7 protein-coding genes are annotated in these 20,307 nt (G+C 63.7%); 6 read left to right on the top strand and 1 reads right to left on the bottom strand.

The genetic code is table 11. From position 1 onward, the window contains the following. Positions 1-120 precede the first annotated feature (120 nt). Entirely contained in the window at positions 121-378 is a 258-nt protein-coding gene (locus NN4_RS21825; RefSeq protein ID WP_147134414.1) for an XRE family transcriptional regulator, read from the bottom strand. Between the two features lie 380 nt (positions 379-758). Here NN4_RS21825 and NN4_RS21820 point away from each other — a divergent pair, with 380 nt between their 5' ends. From NN4_RS21820 to NN4_RS21795, 6 genes are all read left to right on the top strand, one after another. After that, on the top strand, positions 759-1,865 hold the full coding sequence (locus tag NN4_RS21820; protein ID WP_147134411.1) for a hypothetical protein: 1,107 nt from the start codon (positions 759-761) through the stop codon (positions 1,863-1,865). 1,306 nt (positions 1,866-3,171) lie between these two features. Further along, a complete protein-coding gene (locus NN4_RS21815; protein WP_246181004.1) occupies positions 3,172-6,624 on the top strand; it encodes a murein biosynthesis integral membrane protein MurJ in 3,453 nt (1,150 codons plus the stop codon). Between the two features lie 1,216 nt (positions 6,625-7,840). After that, complete coding sequence (locus NN4_RS21810) at positions 7,841-8,890, top strand: ornithine cyclodeaminase family protein (RefSeq protein ID WP_222595133.1); 1,050 nt, start codon at positions 7,841-7,843, stop codon at positions 8,888-8,890. Continuing rightward, positions 8,887-10,239, top strand: coding sequence for a KamA family radical SAM protein (locus NN4_RS21805; protein WP_222595132.1), 1,353 nt, complete (start codon positions 8,887-8,889; stop codon positions 10,237-10,239). Before NN4_RS21810 ends, NN4_RS21805 begins: the two co-directional genes overlap by 4 nt. Beyond that, positions 10,236-11,501 carry a pyridoxal phosphate-dependent aminotransferase gene (locus NN4_RS21800; RefSeq protein WP_222595131.1) on the top strand — a complete coding sequence of 422 codons (1,266 nt, stop codon included), beginning with the start codon at positions 10,236-10,238 and terminating at the stop codon, positions 11,499-11,501. Before NN4_RS21805 ends, NN4_RS21800 begins: the two co-directional genes overlap by 4 nt. Before the next feature lie 88 nt (positions 11,502-11,589). Next, a partial coding sequence (locus NN4_RS21795; protein ID WP_147134405.1) for a type I polyketide synthase occupies positions 11,590-20,307 on the top strand: 8,718 nt, incomplete at its 3' end.

Raw genomic sequence — 20,307 nt, 5'->3', positions numbered from 1 at the left:
GCGGCGTATGCCGCACGCCAGGTCACTACTCGGCGGCGATCGAACCGGTCAACTGGTGTCGCTGGCCGCTGTCAATGGTTGGCTGATTGATTCACTGTGCCGCACGGATTTTGCAATCTTTCACTGGGGTGGTGAGCTGATTTCCAGCGAGAGTTTGTAGTTGACCCCCATCGTCCGTGCCCAGCTGAGCAGCTTGCTGAGGCTGAGTCGGTCGACGTGTTGGTTAACGAGGTAAGAGTATTCGGGGCGTCGTACTCCGAGGAGGCCCGCCGCTTCGGTGATGTTCAGACAGCGCTGGGCCCGCTCGTTGTCGATTGCCTCCATCAGCTGCAGACGGAGTGCTCGCTCGTCTTTGTCTAGCGGTGCGCGTGCTGCCATGCTGCCAGCATAGGAGATAGCCCTACGGTGCGAACAATTGAATTCGGCGAGAGGGTGATTGCACTGATCTCACGCGCCCGATTGACCTCGCCGAGCCTGGGCACCGACCAGGGCGCCAACTCGAACATGCCGCTGAGTGCGACTGTGGTCGTCTTCGCGTTACCGTCATCCCGTTTCGTTCACACCGCGTCCAACAAGGTCTCCACCCGCGGTGTGTCGTTGGCTTCGGAGATAGTAAGCCCCTCATGCCGATCGGATGAACCTGGATGCGTCGCTGTCGCGCGCGATCGTGATACGGCGCATGGCGGCCTTTTCGAGCTTTTCGAGGTAGAGCTAATCCGGTACGGTGGTCCTGGTTTCAGACAGATGGGGAGAACACGTTGCTCAGTGACCTTACCGCCGGGCCGGCTCCGAGTGCTCCCAATCCGCCGGAAGGTGGCTTGGTCGGAGGGCTGATCGGGCATCGAACCCGTCAGGACATGCTCAATGACCTTATTGACGAATATGGCGGACACGTTATAGCCGAAAAGTTCAACATGTCCTGGGCGAGCCGCGTTAGTATGGATCTTAGCCAGCTGCCTGGAGAGCTGGCAAGCAGGTATGTAAAAGCGCAACCCGGGCGTCGAGAGCCGGTTAAATCCTATTCTGGCGGAAGCGGTGGAGAATTCCTTGCCGCCTCGATTTCTGTGTGGCTGTTTAGCGGTTTTTGGGTAGCGGTGTTTGGGGATGACTCTGCGAGCTGGACATGGCTACTGATTCTCGGGAATTTTGTACTCGTCCTTGCTTCTTTCCTTGGATTAAAAGCTATCTTACAAATTAAGCGTGCAGATCCCCCTAAGTTTAGTCGCAGTGATCGTCAGTTACTCCGTGCGGCCGAATTTAAGTGGCCAGCTGAACGTCACGAGCTCGGGCATGAATATCTGAACCGAGAGTGCTTAGAAAAAGAATGGGATACTGCTGCCGTCTATTCCGGACATGCGAGCGATTTGGCTGCGTACGTGTGGAGGGAAGCCCAACTGGTCGGTTTGGCAGAAATGCTGTGCGACGAGATTCGTGCGAGTCGCTCCTGGCGAAGTGAATTGCTCAGTGTGCATCGGGCAAGGATCGATCTCGAAGCTGGAATCGCAGACATAAATTGCCGAGCCCACCGCGTATGGTTGGCGCACGCTAATACCGCGAAGCCGCGCGGAAGAGGAATTGTTGCGCAAGCGGTTGCCGATTACGGATCTGCAGTCGAGTTCGCAGCTGAAGTAGCGTGGGATGCTCTTGTCTACCGTGTTCTTCTGTTGGCAGAATATCTCGCTGCTATAGCTCCGATTGATATTGTCCTGCATGATCTCGAACTATTGAACGCCGCCACGAAATATAACCCTGATTCGTTTGTTCAACAACTCCACGTCGACGCCGCGCTCGGCGAATTCGAAACACATGAGCTCGTAAGGCGAGCGCAAGAAATTTGGGGAATTTGTGAGGATCTGGCAGAGTGAACGATTGTTCTACAAATTCAATCCCTATTGAATTTGCCACGACTGCCCTTCTGGGCGGCGGTACAGGCCGGTTTGAGTCCTTTGTCCGTTCCGGGCTGTGTAGGTGTGGGCCGCAGATCCGCAGAGTTGGAAGCTTGCCCGACCTCAAGGACTCGGTTGACAAATGGGCGTACATTCCTCCCGCGCTGCTGTGGTGACAGTTACATCCGCTCAGCATGTGAATGGAAGTCGCCGCCGCTCGCATCCCGACGCGCCTGCGCAACATCTCCTGCACTACCGGACGAATGCGACAGGATCGGTCCCTGCGCTTTCGGAGCCTGCTAATACCAGTCCGTCCTCGATGCATACCGGAACGAGTAGATCGACGCCATGAGTACGGCTGGTTGTGCCTACCCCAGCGTGAGCGAAGGAAGTGCGCAGTCCCGCTCGTGGCCTGGGCTTATCCCGGCCCAGGTGGGTGTGCACTACTGTTTCTGATTGTTGGTCAAAGCTGCCATGTGCTGTATTAGGCAGCCGTAGCCGCCGAGAGGGAGGTCGGGCATCGCCACTATGACGTCGTCCCAACGGGACAGTTAAGGGCGACTGGAGGCACGGTGGGTGGAACGGGCAACGGCGTTCCTGCGGACCTTCTGTCCGTTCGAGCTAGGCCAGGCACGAGGGAGGCCCCGCGTGGAGATTCGAGAGTTGCAGGAGGGACGCCGTGAGTGAGGGCAGCGATCGGGCCGCAGGGTTCGCGCGTTCGGGAGAACCGGAATCGAACGCCGAACACTACGGCCCGTCTCCTGGTCGGTCGCCATCGGAAACCGGGGGAGGCCATCTGCGGCAGGGCGGAGAGGAGCCACCAGCGTCGATCGATGCGCTCGAGAATGATCGGCAGCGTCAGCGCCGGCTTGCCGACCATCCTTCACGTACGCCTCTGGGTTGGCCGACATCGCAACCGCCGGTTTTCGATCACCCCCGTAGTCAACCGAGGTTGCCGCAGTCGCCAGGCTTGCCTACCGTTGGCCACGACGGCATGCGGAATAATCAAAGGGGCCCCGAAAACAGATCGAATCCGGGAGAGTCGATTCGCCATTCTGCGCCGGAGCCTGTTGGTCCTCAATCCCACCGACAGTTTAGACCGCCTCCGGCGCCGCAAGGGCACCTTCCTGGACAGCCGTCCGGGCGTTTACCTGGCCCGAAGCGATCGGAACAGGATCCGCGCGGCGGGCCTCGGTCTGACGCCAAGGTACTACCTGAGACCAACTCGAATTCACGCTTGCTCAGGGATTCTAGGTCAATTGCATTTGCTACGCTGATAAGCCGGATGACCGGCTTCGGCAAGACATTGATGCTCCTGACTGTGTTGGGACCTGCTATCGCCAGCTCTTTTACGGTGGCGAGTCAAATACCGAATATGATTTCCGAGTTAGTTCTCGGCGCGGTTCTCACTGCGATCGTAGTGCCGACTCTGGTTCGGGCAGAAAAAGAGGACCCGGATGCCGGTGCTGCCTTCGTTCGCCGTTTGGTGACCGCGGCGTTTGTTATTTTGTCTGTCGCTGCCATACTGGCGACAGCATCGGCGCCGATTTTGACGACGCATGTTTTTCTGTCAAGCGATAGTAAGGTTAATACACAGCTCACTACAGCCTTAACTTTCTTGTTGTTGCCGGCGATTCTCTTTTATGGAATGTCCGGACTTCTTACGGCCATCCTGAATACGCATCAATCGTTCAAACCTGGCGCATGGGCGCCGGTGTTAAACAATGTGGTTATGCTATCGGTGTTGGGGCTCTATGCTTTGACGCCAGGTGAATTGTCTCTGAATCCTGTCCGGATGAGCGATCCCAAACTGCTTGTTCTGGGTATCGGCGTCACGTTCGGCGTAATAGTGCAAGCGCTGAGCCTGCTCTTAGCGACTAGGCGATCGAATATAGACCTAAGGCCGCTTTGGGGAATAGATCCTCGGATTAAGCAGTTTGGTGGCATGTGCGCAGCGATCATTGTGTATGTGTTCATCAGTCAGGTCGGTTTGATATTCGCGATGCGTATTTCGTCGCACGCTGATGCTGCAGGGCCCGCAATTTACCAGACTACTTGGCTAGTGCTTCAATTGCCATATGGCGTGCTTGGTGTGACCCTGCTGACCGCGCTAATGCCGCGTTTGAGTCGCAACGCCGCTGAAGGTGACACGCCCGCAGTGGTCGATGACCTCGGCGCGGCGACCAGGTTGACGATGATGGCCTTGGTTCCTGTCGTTGTATTCCTGTCAATTGCAGGTCCGCAGGTGGGAATGGCGCTCTATGGTTACGGAAATTTCGGGACTTCTGATGCCGGTCGCCTCGGCGAAGCAATTAGCTGGTCGGCATTTACTCTTATTCCTTATTCGCTAGTGCTGATTCATCTGCGAGTATTTTATGCTCGGGAACAGGCGTGGACGCCGACTTGGATCATTCTAGGTATTACCATAGTTCGAGTTATCTTTACCGCAATAGCCCCTCTGATTGTTCCCGACGACCATGTAGCAATCGCGCTTGGAGCCGCGACCGGGCTCGGCTACATAGCGGGTGCGGTGACAGGCGGATGGCTGCTGCACCGCAGTCTCGGTGACTTGCGGATGGTCAATGTCGGTCGGACTGTCACCCGCGTTGTCTTGGCCTCGGTCGCTGGCGCTGCAGTCACGTTGATAATGGAACAGGTGCTGGGGCTTTCGCGTCTGCACAGCGGTTCAGGCTCGCTGTTCCGCGTTATTATTGACGCCGTTGTGATGTTTGGCGTCGCATTCGGGCTAATGCGGATCGTGCGCATTCCCGAGATCGTTGCCATCACGGTTGCGATTTCCCGCAGACTCGGCCTGACACCACCGTCTCCTGACCTCGGCATGGGTGGGACGGTTGGTGAAGTACACGAAACAATGGTATTGCCGCGTCCTGAACATGTAGACCCCTACTATTACCGCTACGAGCCATACATGGATGCCCAGACGATGGTTCTGCCGGTCATTCGGCCCGATCGGAGTGGGCGCCACCCTGTCGTTGGACACGCGGGTACAGGTCTCACTCCAGACGCAGGTACACCCTCGAAAGCGGTGCCGCCCATCGGCATGACGCCTTCTCCGCCACGTCACTTCGAGCCTCAAACAATCCAGCCGCAGGATACAACCTACGACACCGGCATGCTGCCGGTCGGGTCGCCGGAGATGCCGCCGATGCGCGTGGAGCCGGCGGCACGGAGAGCCCCGCGTGGCCCCCAACTGATTCCGGGCGCCTCGGTTGCCGATGGCCGCTACCGTCTGCTTGCCAGTTACGGCGGTGCGCGCGGTCTGCGATTCTGGAAGGCGCTGGATATGAAGCTGGGCCGTGAGGTGGCGCTGACTTTCGTCGATGCCGACCGGAGGGCCGCCGACAATGCCGGTCAAGACGGCCCGCAAGCGATTTTGTCACGCACCTTGCGCCTGGGGCGCATCAACTCCTCGGGCCTGGCCCGCGTGCTGGACGTGGTACGCGGCAGTTCGGGTGGCATCGTGGTGGCCGAATGGACACCTGGCCGGACACTGCGCGAGATGGCCGAGACACGCCCTTCGGCGATAGGCGCAGCGCGCGCTGTCCGGGCCTTGGCGGCTGCGGCCGACCTGGCTCATCGAGGCGGCGGTTCACTATCGATCGACCACCCCGATCGGATTCGGATCAGCGCATCCGGGGACGCAGTACTCGCATTTCCAGGCACACTTGCCGACTCCGACGCGCAGAGCGATGTACGCGGAATCGGCGCGACGCTGTACGCGCTCCTCACCGCTCGCTGGCCAATTCCTTCCGGGGACCTCAGGGGTACCGCGGCCACCGTTGGGGGTCTGCAACTGGCCGACTTCGCCCCCGACGGCATCCCGGTTGAACCGCGCCAGATCCGCCCCGAGACGCCGTTCGAGATCTCGGCGGTCGCCGTCCGCTCGCTGGAGTCGAACAAAGACATACGGACCGCGGCGACCGTCCGGGATTTGCTAGAGCAGGCCTCGGTGGTCGACCAGAAGACCGAGTTCATTCCGGTACTTCGACTGGGTCCGCGCGCGCAGCCGGCTGCTGACGAATCATTGGCCGATTTGGACCTGCTTGCAGTGGAAAAAGAACGCTCTCGGCGAAGGATGTGGATCCTGGTCGGGGTCGGCCTGCTCGCCGCGCTTGTGGTCGGTGTGATCCTCTGGTGGCTACTGAGCGTCTTTGCGCCCAGGTCCTCGAGCGCGCCGCTCAACGAGCACAGCAAGCTCGGACTGACCTCGACCGCCGCCGGGTCACCGAGCCCGGACCATAGTTCGAGATCGGCGACGCCATCGGCGCCGGGTGGTGGCGTGCCGGCTTCTGTGACGAGTGTGTCGGTGTTTTCGCCGGGGGGAACCCCCGACGACCCGGGGCACGTCTCAGCCGTGATGGACGACAACCCGGCCACCATATGGCGCAGCGATCAGTACTTTCAGCAGTTCCCCGCACTCAAGAAGGGCGTTGGGATCCTGGCCACCCTCGGCAGTCCCAGCAAACTGACGAAGGTAAGCCTGGATTCGGCGACCCCCGATACGGTGGTGGAGATCCGCACATCACCAACCGCGACCCCTACGCTCGACCAGACCCAGCTGATCGGCCGGTCGATGTTGAGGTCAGGTACGACAGAAATTGTTGTAGTCGCCGACAAGCCATCTCGGTACGTGCTCATCTGGATCACCGCGCTAGCGAATACGGGGGGCCAGTTCCAGTCGTCGATCGGTGAACTTCACTTCGAAGCCACACCATAGGATCCTGTGCGTATACTTATGCGCATACTGCGGAGGACGGTGACATGCCTTATCGTCGTCCTCGACGAGGCACCGTCATGAAACGAGTGCTTGGTCTTAAGGTCCCGTAGGTGCACAGCTATTATGCGACGGCCTTCATCTGGGATTCCGTTTGCGGTGTCCCGAGACATGGTCGGACGATGGTCAACGGCCAGCCGGACTTTCTGACGGATTATTGGGGTCTTCGCGCGGAGTTGTCGGCCGTGATGGCGAGCAATTCGCGTCCAACGCACTTGGCGCGAATTGTGCAAATCCATTCGTGCTACGAGCAGGTCGTGTCGGGCCGGGTGACCTGCTCGTAGCACTTCCTCGGAGGGGTAACTTGCCGCGTCGCGCAACAGAGCTGTCTACGGTGCCCGTGCGTAGTCGCTTGCTGACAGCGACGAGCTGTTCCTATGTTGGCCTGTCGTAACCGATCAGCGGGTTGATACCGGGGGCGCCGTGTCGATGTTCTCGTGCGACGGTAACCCTGACCACTCCTTGACAACGTGTCCGTATTGACAGACAGCGCCTGTCAATACGGACCGTGTCTAGCGCTACGATCGGGGCGTTTCACCTGGTAAGGCAGCTGTATTTCGTTGTGCTACATCCTTGTTCGCCTGATCCGGGACCATGGGCGTGGGCGTAGAAACTGGTCGGTCAGGTTGCGGAAGGTCCTTCAGTTTGGTAGTTTCGCATCCGAAGGGAAATCTACGAGGGAGCAGGGGAGTTTATCGGATCATGCGTGAACCTTGAAGTCGTGTGCTCGTTGTGGCATGCCATCTGCCTTTAGGGTCTTTGACGGATTCCTGGGAAACTGCCGAGCGTGATTATTTCGGTAGTGGATATCGGTAGCTCTTAGGCTTCCTAAGTGGTGAGCGTGATTTTCTCGGGGCTACTAGAGTGCTGCCTGTTTGTTTCGCAGCTTTCCTGTGTCATGTGAAAAGCCATTGTTAAATACGTCGCTGTTAAGCATCGCGTGCATAGTTGTGAGCAGTCGGCCGTTTGGCGCTGAATCGATTGCGCTGCTGGGAATATTGGAACAATATGTAGTGCAAAATATTCTCGTCTGCTATGGGTTCCTGATGTAAGGTCTCGAACTTGAGATATCCGTGTCTCTTCAACGTTTGTGATTGTTGACGAAGAGTAGCGATCAATTGCTTATCGTTTGGTATCGGAATAACAGGTAATGAGATTGGTGGCTGAGTTGGAAACCCTGGTGCTTCGGCAAGAAGATGTCAGACGCATCTTTGAGATCGTCGGTCGGGATCACGTGATGACCTGTTTAATCGAGCGGTTGTCCGACGGGCTTGGAGAGCTGGGGCGGGGCGAATGTCCCAATTCTCCTCCGAGGGCAGGTTTTACAAGGGGGGCTGGAGCGCGGGGCGTGATCGACGTGATGCCCCACTACCTTCCTGGATCCGGACTGACGGTAAAAACCATCTCGTACAACCCGAATGGCCGACGGGAAGCAAATCTGCCGACGGTCCTAGGGAGTATTGCACGCATAGACGAAGCAAGTGGAGCACCCATCGCAATATGTGACGCGGTACTACTAACGGCTGTGCGCACTGGCGCAGCATCGGCCATTGCGAGCCGGTTGTTCGCCTTGCCGAAATCAAGGACGGTCGGAGTCGTCGGTGCGGGTGCTCAGGCTGTCACTCAACTGCATGGACTCAGTCTATTGTTCGATATCGACACTGTTCTTGTGCATGATGTTTCCCCAGTTAACGCGAAAAGCCTGAAGCAGCGGGCATCCTTCATTGATTGTGAATTCAAAACAGTATCCCCGCATGAGCTTCTGGCGTCGTCGGACATAATTTTCACTGCTACCTCGGTGGTGCCTGGCGCGGGCCCGGTTATCCCCGATGTCGAGCATCTGCCTCATCTGCACATAAACTCGATCGGCGCCGATGAGGTGGGAAAGACTGAGTTGCCGGTGAGTATGTTGCGCAGGGCATACGTTTGTGTGGATCATCCGGAGCAAGCACGAACCGAGGGTGAATCTCAGCAGCTCGAACCCGAGGAGATAGGCCTACCGCTGAGCTACTTCTGTGCACATCCGGAAGATGCATCGAAACACATGAATTCGTTGACCGTGTTCGATTCCACCGGATTTGCTTGGGAAGATCATATTGCAATGGATGTATTTCTCGAGCTGGCCAGAGATATTGGCCTCGGCGAAAAGGTGTCCATTGTTCATTGTCCTGAAGATGTCCATAATCCGTACGATCTAAGTTCCTGGTGAATCGTTATACTGCGAGGAAAGTAGAATACGTGCATTCATCATCCGCGTCGCGGTTCCGTGCCTACGGCCCCCGCCATATCGATGAGATCGCCGAACGGTTCAGTCTTCCGGAACAGACTCGCGAGGTCATGCGGCTGATCTCGCTCGTTCTGCCGTTTCGTGTGAACGAACACGTCCTGTCGCAGCTTATCGACTGGGATCGAGTCCCCGACGATCCCATGTTCCAGCTAACCTTCCCGCAAGAGGGCATGCTGACACGGCCCCAGGTGGAGCAACTGGCCAAGGTGTCGGCGGATCCTGCGGACCGGGAGCTGTTGTCCGACACCGTCAAAAAGATACGCGACGGCCTCAATCCGCACCCTTCCGGTCAGCACCTCTCCGTACCCCGGCACAACGGCACCGTATTGCCCGGACTGCAGCACAAATATCGCGAGACCGTGCTGTACTTCCCTAGTCAGGGCCAGACCTGTCACGCCTACTGCACCTACTGCTTCCGCTGGGCACAGTTCATCGGGGACGCCGACTTGCGTTTCGCCGCACCGGATCCGAGCGGACTGATCGGTTACTTGCGCGACCATCCCGAGATACATGACGTCTTGGTCACCGGCGGGGATCCGATGGTGATGTCCGCAGATCGCCTGGCCACTCATTTGCTGCCATTGCTGGAAGTGGAGTCGGTACGCACCATCCGGATCGGCACGAAGTCCCCGGCCTACTGGCCACAGCGGTTCACCACCGATACCGATGCCGACGATGTGCTACGGCTCTTCGAGCGGATCATTGGCTCGGGTCGTCAGCTGGCGATTATGGCGCACTTCAGTCACCCGCGAGAGCTGCAGGACGATATCGCCCGTAAAGCGTTGGCGCGCATACGCGCCACGGGCGCCATGGTCTACGGTCAGGCCCCGTTGATCGCCCACGTCAATGACAGGGCCGAGGTGTGGAGTGAGCTGTGGCGTTCCGAAACTGCGGCCGGAGTGGTGCCCTATTACCTGTTCGTGGAGCGGGACACCGGTCCACATGACTACTTCAAGGTGCCGCTGGCCAGGGCGGTGACGATTTTCCAGGACGCTTATCGAACGCTGCCGGGGTTGGCGAGAACCGTTCGTGGCCCCGTCATGTCCGCGACTCCGGGCAAGATCGCTGTCGAGGGGATAGAGGAGACTTCCGAGGGCGCCTTTTTTCGGCTCAAGATGGTGCAGGCCCGCATACCTGCACTGGTCGGCCGCCCGTTCCGGGCGCGTTTCTCGGCCGATGCGGCCTGGATCGATGAGCTGGAACTCGATGCGGCAACACCCGCCGATTTGGCGGCAGCGGTCGGCAACGACAACGCCGGGAGCCTGTCATGAACATCATGGTTCCCAACCGCACTTCTGCGAACCTTGCACTCAACCAGCTTGTCGACGAGCGCGTTGCAGCAGGAGAATTGTTGGTGCACTTGGCTTTCGGCGAAGCCAGGCTGCCGGTGCTGCCGGAATTGGCGCAACGGCTGGCGGCCGGAGCGTCGCGGGCCGCCTATGGCCCGGTCGCCGGAGACCATGGTGTACGGGCGGCGGTGGCGGGCTATTTCGGCCGTCGTGGCATACCCACCGTCGCCGACCAGGTGGTTGTCGCCCCGGGGAGCAAGCCGCTGCTGATGGCGTTGCAATTCGCTGTGCCGGGCGATGTACTGCTGCCGCAGCCTGCCTGGAACACCTACGCACCACAGGCCGAACTTGCCCACAAGAAGGTCTACCGTGTTCCGATCCCCGCCGAGTGCGGTGGCGTCCCGGAACCCGGCGCGCTCCAAGAGACGATCCGCAAAGCTCGGGTCACCGGCGGCAATCCCCGTCTGCTAGTGCTGACCCTGCCTGACAACCCGACCGGAACGCTCGCGTCGCCGGAGCTCGTCCGGGCAGTCTGTGCCGTCGCGGAGGCGGAGGACCTGCTGGTCGTCTCGGACGAGATCTACCGCGACGTCGTCCATGATCCGGTGGCCACACCCGTTCTCAGTCCTGCCGAGGTGATTCCGGATCGGGTGGTGATAACCAGCGGTCTATCCAAGTCTCTCGGGCTGGGTGGCTGGCGCATCGGCGTGGCGCGCTTTCCAACTGGCGCGGGCGGGGAGCGCCTGCGCGATTCGGTGGTCTCAATTGCCAGCGAAATGTGGTCGACGCTGGCCGGACCGATGCAGCACGTGGCCGAGCACGCTTTCGCAGAGCCACCGGAGGTGACCGAGCGGCTCGCCGCCTGTGCCCGGCTGCACGGCGCCGTGGCCCGCGCGGTACATGGCACGGCTGTCGCCGCCGGTGCCAGCTGCCGCCCCCCTGTCGGAGGGTTCTACGTGTACCCGGACTTCGAGCCGCGGCGTGCGCAACTGGCCGGGCGCGGTATTACGGACTCCGCATCCTTGGCCGAAGCACTCTTGCGTGACTTCGGCATCGTCGTACTAGCCGGGCATCTGCTGGGCGATGATCCACAAGCGCTGCGCTTCAAGGCCGCGACGAGCTTGCTGTACGGCGACCGGCAGCAACAACTCGAGGCCTTGCACTCCGACGACCCTGCGCAGCTTCCGCACGTAGCTTCGCAGCTTGACCGGATCGCAGCTGGCTTCGAAGCTCTCGCGAGCTGACGGCATCCACCGATGGGCGACGACGCATGAGGGCGCGCCGCCGCCCGGCAAGTACCTATCAAGTTTGACTGAAAGTTGTTGCGAGGCAATGAGTAGTCGCAGTGAGTCCATCGCCATCGTCGGAATGTCGTGCCGACTCCCTGCGGCGGACGACCCCGATGCGTTCTGGACGCTGCTGCGTGCCGGTCGGTCGGCGGTCGTCAAGGTCGATACCGCAGACGACCGGAAGGCGGCGACGACGGGCTTGAGCCACGCGGGTCTGTTGGACGACATCGACCGCTTCGATCCCGCTGTGTTCGATATCGCGCCGCTCGAGGCACTGGCGATGGACCCCCAGCAGCGGTTGATGCTGGAATTGAGCTGGACCGCCCTGGAACACGCCGGGATCGTGCCCGGCTCGCTGGCGGGCAGCCGGACCGGGGTCTTCGTCGGCGCAATGACCGACGAATACGGCGAGGTGCTGGCGGGCTACGACATCGGCTCCGCGAACCGCCACGCCATGGCCGGGACCAACCGGGCCGTGATCGCGAACCGGGTCTCCTATCTATTGGACGTCGCCGGTCCGAGTCTCTGTGTCGATGCGGCACAGTCATCGTCGCTGGTCGCGGTGCATCTAGCGTGCCAGAGCCTGCGGAGCGGTGAGACGAGTCACGCCATCGTCGGTGGCATCAACCTGATCGTCGGCGCGGAGCACAGCCGGGAGTCGGCGGCGTTCGGTGCGCTGTCGCCCGACGGCCGCTGTTACACCTTCGACGCGCGAGCCAACGGGTACGTCCGCGGCGAGGGCGGCGTCGTGCTGGTGCTCGAGCGCCTCACCGACGCGCTGGCCAACGGGCACACCGTGCACGGCGTCATCCTGGGCAGCGCGATCAACCACGACGGCGCGACGTCGGGACTGACGGTGCCCAGCGCCAGGGCCCAGGCCGAGGTGGTTACCGCCGCATTGCTGGACGCGGACATCGCACCGTCGGCGGTGCAGTATGTCGAATTGCACGGCACCGGCACTTCGGTGGGTGACCCTATCGAGGCGCACGGCCTCGGGCTGGCCTTCGGCGACGCTCGGACCTCGTCGACACCGCTGCGCGTCGGTTCGGTGAAGACGAACATCGGTCACCTGGAAGCGGCCGCAGGTATCGCCGGACTGCTGAAAACGGTGCTGAGCATCCAGCATGGACAACTGCCGCCGAGCCTGAACTACACCACCCCTAACCCGCGAATCCCGCTGGCGGAATTGCATTTGCGTGTGCAGGACGAACTGTCGGCGTGGCCGTCGCCCGGTGGGGACGCGGTTGCCGGGGTCAGCTCATTCGGCATGGGTGGAACTAACGCCCACGTCGTCGTGGGCGCGGCGCCCGCGCGGGCCGAGCAGGCGGCTGCGGTGCCGGTCATGCCGGTGCCGGTACTGGTCTCGGCGCGCAGCCGTGCCGCGCTCGCGGCGGCCGCCGGACGGTTGCGGGCGCGCATCGATGCTGATCGGGACTTGTCGATGGCGGATCTGGCGTGGTCTTCGGTCGCGACGCGCACCCTGTTCGACCACCGCGCTGTGATCCTCGGTACCGACGTCGCCGATACGTGCGCCGGGCTGGCCGCGCTGGAAACAGCCGGCGCCGCCGCGAATCTTGTCACCGGTCGGGCCGACACGGAGCCGGGTAAGACCGTGTTCGTGTTTCCCGGGCAGGGTGCGCAGTGGATCGGCATGGGCGCCGAGCTGTCGGCGTCCTCTGATATTTTCCGTACACACCTGGCGGCCTGCGCGCGGGCAATGGACCCGCTGACGGGATGGTCGCTGCTCGGCCTGCTCGACGGGGACGCCGACGCGCCGTCGATCGTGCGGACCGACGTGGTGCAGCCTGCGCTGTTCGCGGTGATGACTGGGCTCGCGAAGTGGTGGATATCGGCCGGTGTGCGGCCGGACGCCGTGGTCGGGCATTCGCAGGGCGAGATTGCCGCCGCCTACATCGCGGGCGGTCTGAGCCTGGTCGATGCGGTCCGGATCGTGGTGCTACGCAGCCGGGCACTGAGCGGGCTCGCAGGCAAGGGCGGTATGGCGTCGGTGTCCGCGTCCGCGGCCGACGTGCAGTGCTTGCTGGACAAGGTCGCGTCCGGGACCGAGATTCCGGGTCGTACGCCGCGGGCGGATGGCCTTGCTATCGCGGCGGTCAATGGCCCGGCATCGGTCGTGGTAGCCGGCGACACCGGTGCACTCGACGAGTTGCTGCGGGTGTGCGAGGCCGACGGGGTGCAGGTGCGCCGGATTCCGGTCGACTACGCGTCGCACTCGGCGCACGTCGAGACTTTGCGAGACTCGATCCCCTCGGCGCTGGCCGGGATCGAGCCGCGCACCGGTGACGTGGTGTTCTATTCGACTGTCACCGGGGCGCGGCTCGACACGGCACAGTGTGACGCCGAGTACTGGTACACCAACTTGCGCGGCCGAGTGCGGTTTGCCGAGGCCACCGCAGCGTTGCTGGCTGACGGCTACACCGCCTTCGTCGAGGCAGGCCCGCACCCGGTGCTGACCATGGCCGTCGAGCAGACGATCGAGACGATCGGGGCGACGGCAGTGGCGGTGGGATCGCTGCGCCGCGACGACGGTGGCCGTGCGCGGCTGCTGGCCAATGCCGCGGCGCTGTCGGTCGCGGGGACCGCAGTCGACTGGGTGTCGCTGCTGACCCCGGGCCGGCCTATCGACCTACCGACCTATCCCTTCCAGCGGCAACGGCTGTGGCCCGATGGCCCCGCCGCGGATCGGCCCGCGCCAGCGATCTCCGGTGTTGCGGCGGTGCCGGGAGTCGCGGTTGGCGAGCCGGATCTGCTGGCGACCGTCCGGGCGAATGCGGCTGCGGTGCTGGGGTATTCCTCCGGCGAGGCCATCGACCCGGCCCTGACGTTCAAGGAACTCGGCTTCGACTCCGTGTCATCGCTCGAGTTGCGCAACCGGCTCGCCGCCGCGACCGGTCTGCGACTGCCCGCCGGTCTGCTGTTCGACTATCCGACGCCGCAACGACTGGTGACGCAATTGGGCACATCCCCGGTGGGCGCGGTCGCGGCCCGCAGCTCGGATGAACCTATCGCTATTGTCGCCATCGGCTGCCGCTTCCCCGGCGGGGTATCGACACCGGAAGCGTTGTGGGACTTGGCTGCCGGGGGGATCGACGCGATCGGTGAGTTCCCGGCGAACCGGGGGTGGGATCTGGGCGGTCTTTTCGATCCTGATCCGGCCGCATCCGGCAAAACCTATGTCCGTCAAGGGGGTTTCCTCTATGACGGGGACAAATTCGACGCGGAGTTTTTCGGTGTGAACCCACGCGAGGCGTTGGCGATCGAGCCTCAGCAGCGACTGCTGCTGGAGAGCTCATGGGAGGCGCTCGAACGGCTCGGGGTCGACCCGGTTTCCTTACGCGGCAGTCGAACCGGCGTGTACGTCGGGATGATGGCTCAGGAGTACACCTCCCTGTCGCAGACCGGCGCGGGCGAGGGCTATCTGCTGACCGGTAACACGGCGAGCGTGGCATCGGGTCGCATCGCCTACACCCTCGGCTTCACCGGCCCCGCCGTCACGATCGACACCGCTTGCTCGTCGTCGTTGGTCGCGGTGCATCTGGCGGCGCAGGCGCTACGTGGCGGGGAATGCGATATGGCGTTGGCGGGCGGTGCCACGCTAATGGCGACGCCCGGCATCTTCCTCGAATTCAGCAGACAGCGCGGCCTGGCCGCCGACGGCCGCTGCAAGCCGTTCGCGGCGGCCGCAGACGGAACCGCGTGGGGCGAGGGCGCGGGTGTCCTTGTGCTGCAACGCTTGTCGGACGCGCAGCGGGCCGGTACTCCGATCCTCGCGGTGATTCGTGGTTCGGCGATCAACCAGGACGGCGCGTCCAACGGCCTATCGGCCCCCAACGGCCCGGCCCAGCAACTGGTTATCCGCCAGGCGCTGGCCGACGCCGGACTGCGACCCGGCGACGTCGATGCTGTCGAGGCGCATGGCACCGGCACCAGCCTCGGCGACCCCATCGAAGCCGAGGCCATCATCGCGACCTATGGCCGCGACCGCGACCCGGACGCACCGCTGTGGCTCGGCTCGCTCAAATCCAACATCGGCCACACCCAAGCCGCGGCGGGCGTCGCGGGCATCATCAAGATGATCATGGCCATGCGGCACGGCATGCTGCCCAAGACCCTGCACGTCGACGAGCCATCCCACCACGTCGACTGGACCGGCGGCACGGTGTCGCTGCTCACCGAGCCGACGCCGTGGCCCGAAACCGACCGGCCGCGCCGCGCCGCGGTGTCCTCGTTCGGCATCAGCGGCACCAATGCCCACCTCATTATCGAGGCAATGCCCCAGGCCGTTCCCGAAAAACCAAGTGAAGAAGGCAGTTTCGGCCCGTGGGTGTTGTCGAGCCGGACGGCCGACGGACTGGTGGCACAGGCGGCGGCATTGCTCGCGTTCGTCGAGAACTCGGGCGCGCGTCCGGGCGATATCGCGTTCTCGCTGGCTACCACGCGGACGCGGTTCGCGCACCGGACGGTGATCACCGCGGATCTCCGGACGAGCCTGGCGGCGCTCGCGCAGCGATCGACGCCGGTCGCGACGGTAGCGACCGGGCGCGATCTGCGGGGAAAGACCGTGTTCGTATTCCCCGGCCAGGGCGCGCAATGGGCAGGTATGGCAGGAGAACTGCTCACGTCCGCACCGGTATTCGCCGAATCCATGCAGGCTTGTGCGGCGGCGTTGGCCGAGTTCGTCGACTGGCCGCTGCTCGAGGTGCTAACGGGCGAAGATCTCTCGTGGCTCGACCGGGTCGACGTTGTGCAACCGGTGTTGTGGGCCATGATGATCAGCCTCGCCGAACTATGGCGTTCCCACGGCGTGACCCCCGATGCCGTCGTCGGCCACTCACAGGGCGAGATCGCCGCCGCATACGTTGCGGGCGCGCTAACGCTGGCCGATTCCGCACGGATTGTGGCGTTGCGCAGTAAGGCAATTCGGGCGTTGGCGGGTAATGGTGGCATGGTGTCGCTAGCGGTACCCCACGCCGATGCCCTCGACCTGGTAGCCCGATTCGACGGTCGGCTATCGGTGGCCGCCATTAATGGCCCGAATTCCATTGTGGTGTCCGGTGATAACGCCGCCGTCGACTCGTTACTCGCACAGTGCGCGACCGACGGGATCACGGCCCGGCGCATCACCGTGGACTACGCCTCGCACTCCGCGCAAGTGACGTCCCTACACGACGAACTGGCCGCCGCGCTGGCCCCCGTCGTGCCGCAGGCGGCCCGAATCCCGTTCTACTCCACCGTCACCGGGGAGCCGATCGATACCGCCGCACTGGACGGCGACTACTGGTATCGAAACCTGCGTGGGACAGTACTATTCGAAACTGCGACCGTCGCGCTGTTGCACGCCGGCTATACGGCGTTCGTCGAGTGTAGTCCGCATCCCGTGCTGACGATCGGTATCCAGGAGACTATCGAGGCGGTCGGCGTCGAGGCCGTCGTTGTCGAGTCGTTGCGTCGCGAACAGGGTAGCTCGGCACAATTCGTGACCGCACTGAGCCGCGCGCACGCCTGGGGCGTCGAGGTCGACTGGCCAGCCGTCTTCGCGGGCAGCGGCGCGCATGTGATCGAGTTGCCTACCTATGCCTTTGCACGGCAGCGATTCTGGCTGGACCCGCCGCGCACCGTCGCGGTCGGCGCGCACCCGCTGTGCAATGCCGCCGTGACGCTGGCAGGCACAGGAGAAACCGTGCTGACCGGACGCCTGTCGCTGGGGGATCAGCCCTGGCTGGTCGACCACCAGGTACTGGGCACCGTAGTGGTGCCCGGCACCGCGATGGTCGAGATGGCGTTGCAGGCAGGTAATCACGTCGGGTGGGATTGCGTCGATGAGCTGGTATTGGAAGTGCCGTTGGCGCTGCCCAAGGCGGCTGTGCTCGCGATACAGATCGTCGTCGGCGTCGAGGTCGACCGTCGCCGCCCAGTACAGATCTACGCACGTCCCGAGACGTCGATCGACGAGTCGGCCTGGGTGCGGCACGCCGCCGGATACCTGGTGCCGGAGCCGACCGATGTCGAACCGCTCGACCTGAGCGTCTGGCCGCCGCAGGACGCGCGGGCCCGCGATCTCACAGACTGCTATCAGCGACTTGCCATGCGCGGCTACGAGTACGGCCCGGCGTTTCAGGGGTTGTCCGGGCTGTGGGAGCGCGGCGACGACGTCTTCGCCGAGGTCGGCCTGCCCGCGGGGCTGGACGCGGCGGCCTTCGGACTGCATCCGGCACTTCTGGATGCGGCGCTGCACGCGGTGCTGGCCTCCGATGACGGGACCGCGCCGGTTTTGCCATTCGCCTGGTCCGGGCTTTCGGTGCACGCCGTCGGCGCGGTGACGCTGCGGGTCCGAATGCGACGAATCGGTGGCGACGCGGTCGCGCTCCAATTCGCCGATGGCACCGGGCAATCGGTGGGATCGGCGCGCTCGGTTGTGATGCGGGAGTACACGGAAGCCCAATTGCGCACGGCCACCGGCGAATCCGATGGTCTGTACGAGGTCATCTGGGAGCCCGTCGAGATTCCCGCGGAGGCGCTGGGCACTGCGGTGCTGGTGGGCACCCCAGCGGCCGCGCTCGACGACACCATCGGGTACCGAGACTGGGAATCCCTGCGTGCCGCAGTGGAATCGGGCATCTCGGCCCCCGAGTTCGTGCTGCTGTCGTGGCGTGAGCACACCATGGATCCCGCCGTGCCGGTGCCGACCGCGGTCCGGGACAGCCTGCACCGGCTGCTCGGCATCGTGGGGTCGTGGTCCGCCGACAAGCGGTTCGCGGCCTCGACATTGGTCGTTCTGACTGGCGGCGCGATCGAGCTCGATCCGGGCGCGGCCGCAGTCGATCTGATCGGCGCCCCGGCGTGGGGCCTGGTCCGGACGGCGCAGACCGAACACCCCGGCCGTTTCCTGCTCATCGACATCGACGACGCACCCGAAAGCTGGCGCGTGCTGCGGCGCGTCGCCGACGGCACGGAGCGGCAGGTGGCGATCCGGCGGGGCGTGCCGACCGTGCCCAGGCTGATCCGTTCCGTCACGGCATCGCCGCAGGCACGGACCGGTCCGTGGCGACTGGAGGCGGCGCTGCGGGGCAGCCTGGACGGAGTGGTCGCCGTCGATTTTCCCGCCGCGGCGGCACCGCTGGCGGCGAGCGAGGTGCGGGTGGAGATCCGTGCGGCGGGCGTGAATTTCCACGATGTTGTCGGCGCGCTGGACCTGGTCGTCGACGGGCTGCCGTTGGGCCTGGAAGCGGCGGGCGTGGTCACCGAGGTCGGCAGCGGCGTCGGTGATCTGGCACCGGGTGACCGGGTGCTCGGCGTGTTCGTCAACGGGGCCTTCGGCCCGGTCAGCGTTGCCGAGCGGCGGGCACTGGTGGCGATGCCGACCAGACTGTCCTTCGAGCAGGCGGCGGCGCTGCCCGTCGCCTTCGCGACCGCCTATCACGGGCTGGTCCACCTCGGCGGGCTGCGCGCGGGCGACACCGTGCTCGTCCATGCCGGGGCTGGTGCGGTCGGTATGGCGGCGATCCAGCTGGCCCGCCACCTCGGGGCCCAGGTGTTCGCGACCGCCTCGGCGCACAAATGGGATGCGCTGCGTGCCCTCGGCCTGGACGACGAGCATCTCGGCTCCTCGCGCACCCTCGATTTCGCCTCGCGGTTCGCCGGGCGCAGTGGCGGATTCGACGTGGTCCTCGACTCCCTGGCGGGCGAGTTCGTGGACGCGTCGCTGCGGCTGACGCGGCCGGGCGGCCGGTTCGTCGAGATCGGCAAGACCGACATCCGCGACGCCGCCGACGTGGCCCACGATCACCCCGGCGTCTCCTATCACTCGTTCGACCTGCTGCGCGATGTGGCACCGGATGTACTCGCGACGATGCTGCGCGAGCTGGTGACGCTCGTCGAGCAGGACATACTGCGTGTGCCGCCGATCGCGAGCTGGCCGCTGGACCGCGCTGCCGACGCCCTGCGGTACATGAATATGGCCAAGCACGTCGGCAAACTGGTGCTCACGCTGCCGCGGCCGATCGCACCAGGCACGGTACTGATCACCGGTGCGTCCGGCGCGCTCGCCGGGCTTTTAACGCGGCACCTGGTCACCGTTCACGGGGTGCGGAATCTGTTGCTGCTGAGCAGGAGTGGCGAGCACGACGACCTCACCGTCGAGCTGACCGCCTGCGGGGCCGTCGTCGCCTCGGCCGCGTGCGACGTCGCCGACGCATCGGCGCTGGCCGCCGTGCTGGCGCAGGTCCCCGCCGAGGCGCCCCTGACCGGTGTCTTTCACCTCGCGGGCGTGCTGGACGACGCCACCGTCGAATCTTTGACCCCGGAATCGGTCGACCGGGTGCTGGCGCCCAAGGTCGACGGCGCATGGAATCTGCATACCCTGACCCGGGACGCGGAACTCTCGGATTTCGTCGTGTTCTCGTCGGTCGCCGGGACGCTCGGCTTGCCCGGCCAGGCCAACTACGCCGCGGCGAATACCTTCCTGGACGCGCTGATCAGTCACCGCCGCAGCCGGGGCCTGCCCGGGCGCGCGTTGGCATGGGGCGTATGGGACGAGTTCGGCAGCACGATGACCGGCTCGCTGAGCGTGGTGGACCGCGCCCGGCTTCGTCGCACCGGAATGCGCCCCATCGCCGCCGACCAGGGCATCCGGATGTTCGATCGCGGCCGGGCGGTGGACCGAGCCCTGCTGCTGCCCATCGACTTCGACCTTCCCGCGTTGCGGGCCGACGGCACCGCCACCGCGCCGCTGCTGCGCAGG

Origin of the sequence: Nocardia ninae NBRC 108245, assembly GCF_007990755.1 — a bacterium.
GTDB lineage: Bacteria > Actinomycetota > Actinomycetes > Mycobacteriales > Mycobacteriaceae > Nocardia > Nocardia ninae.
Note: the sequence above shows the minus strand (reverse complement) of the source record. Positions and strands in the feature narration are given on the sequence as shown.

Excerpts from the sequence above, each read along its gene's own strand:
- NN4_RS21800 (WP_222595131.1), top strand. The coding sequence starts at position 10,236 with ATGAACATCATGGTTCCCAACCGCACTTCTGCGAACCTTGCACTCAAC.
- NN4_RS21825 (WP_147134414.1), bottom strand. The coding sequence starts at position 378 with ATGGCAGCACGCGCACCGCTAGACAAAGACGAGCGAGCACTCCGTCTG.
- NN4_RS21815 (WP_246181004.1), top strand. The coding sequence starts at position 3,172 with ATGACCGGCTTCGGCAAGACATTGATGCTCCTGACTGTGTTGGGACCT.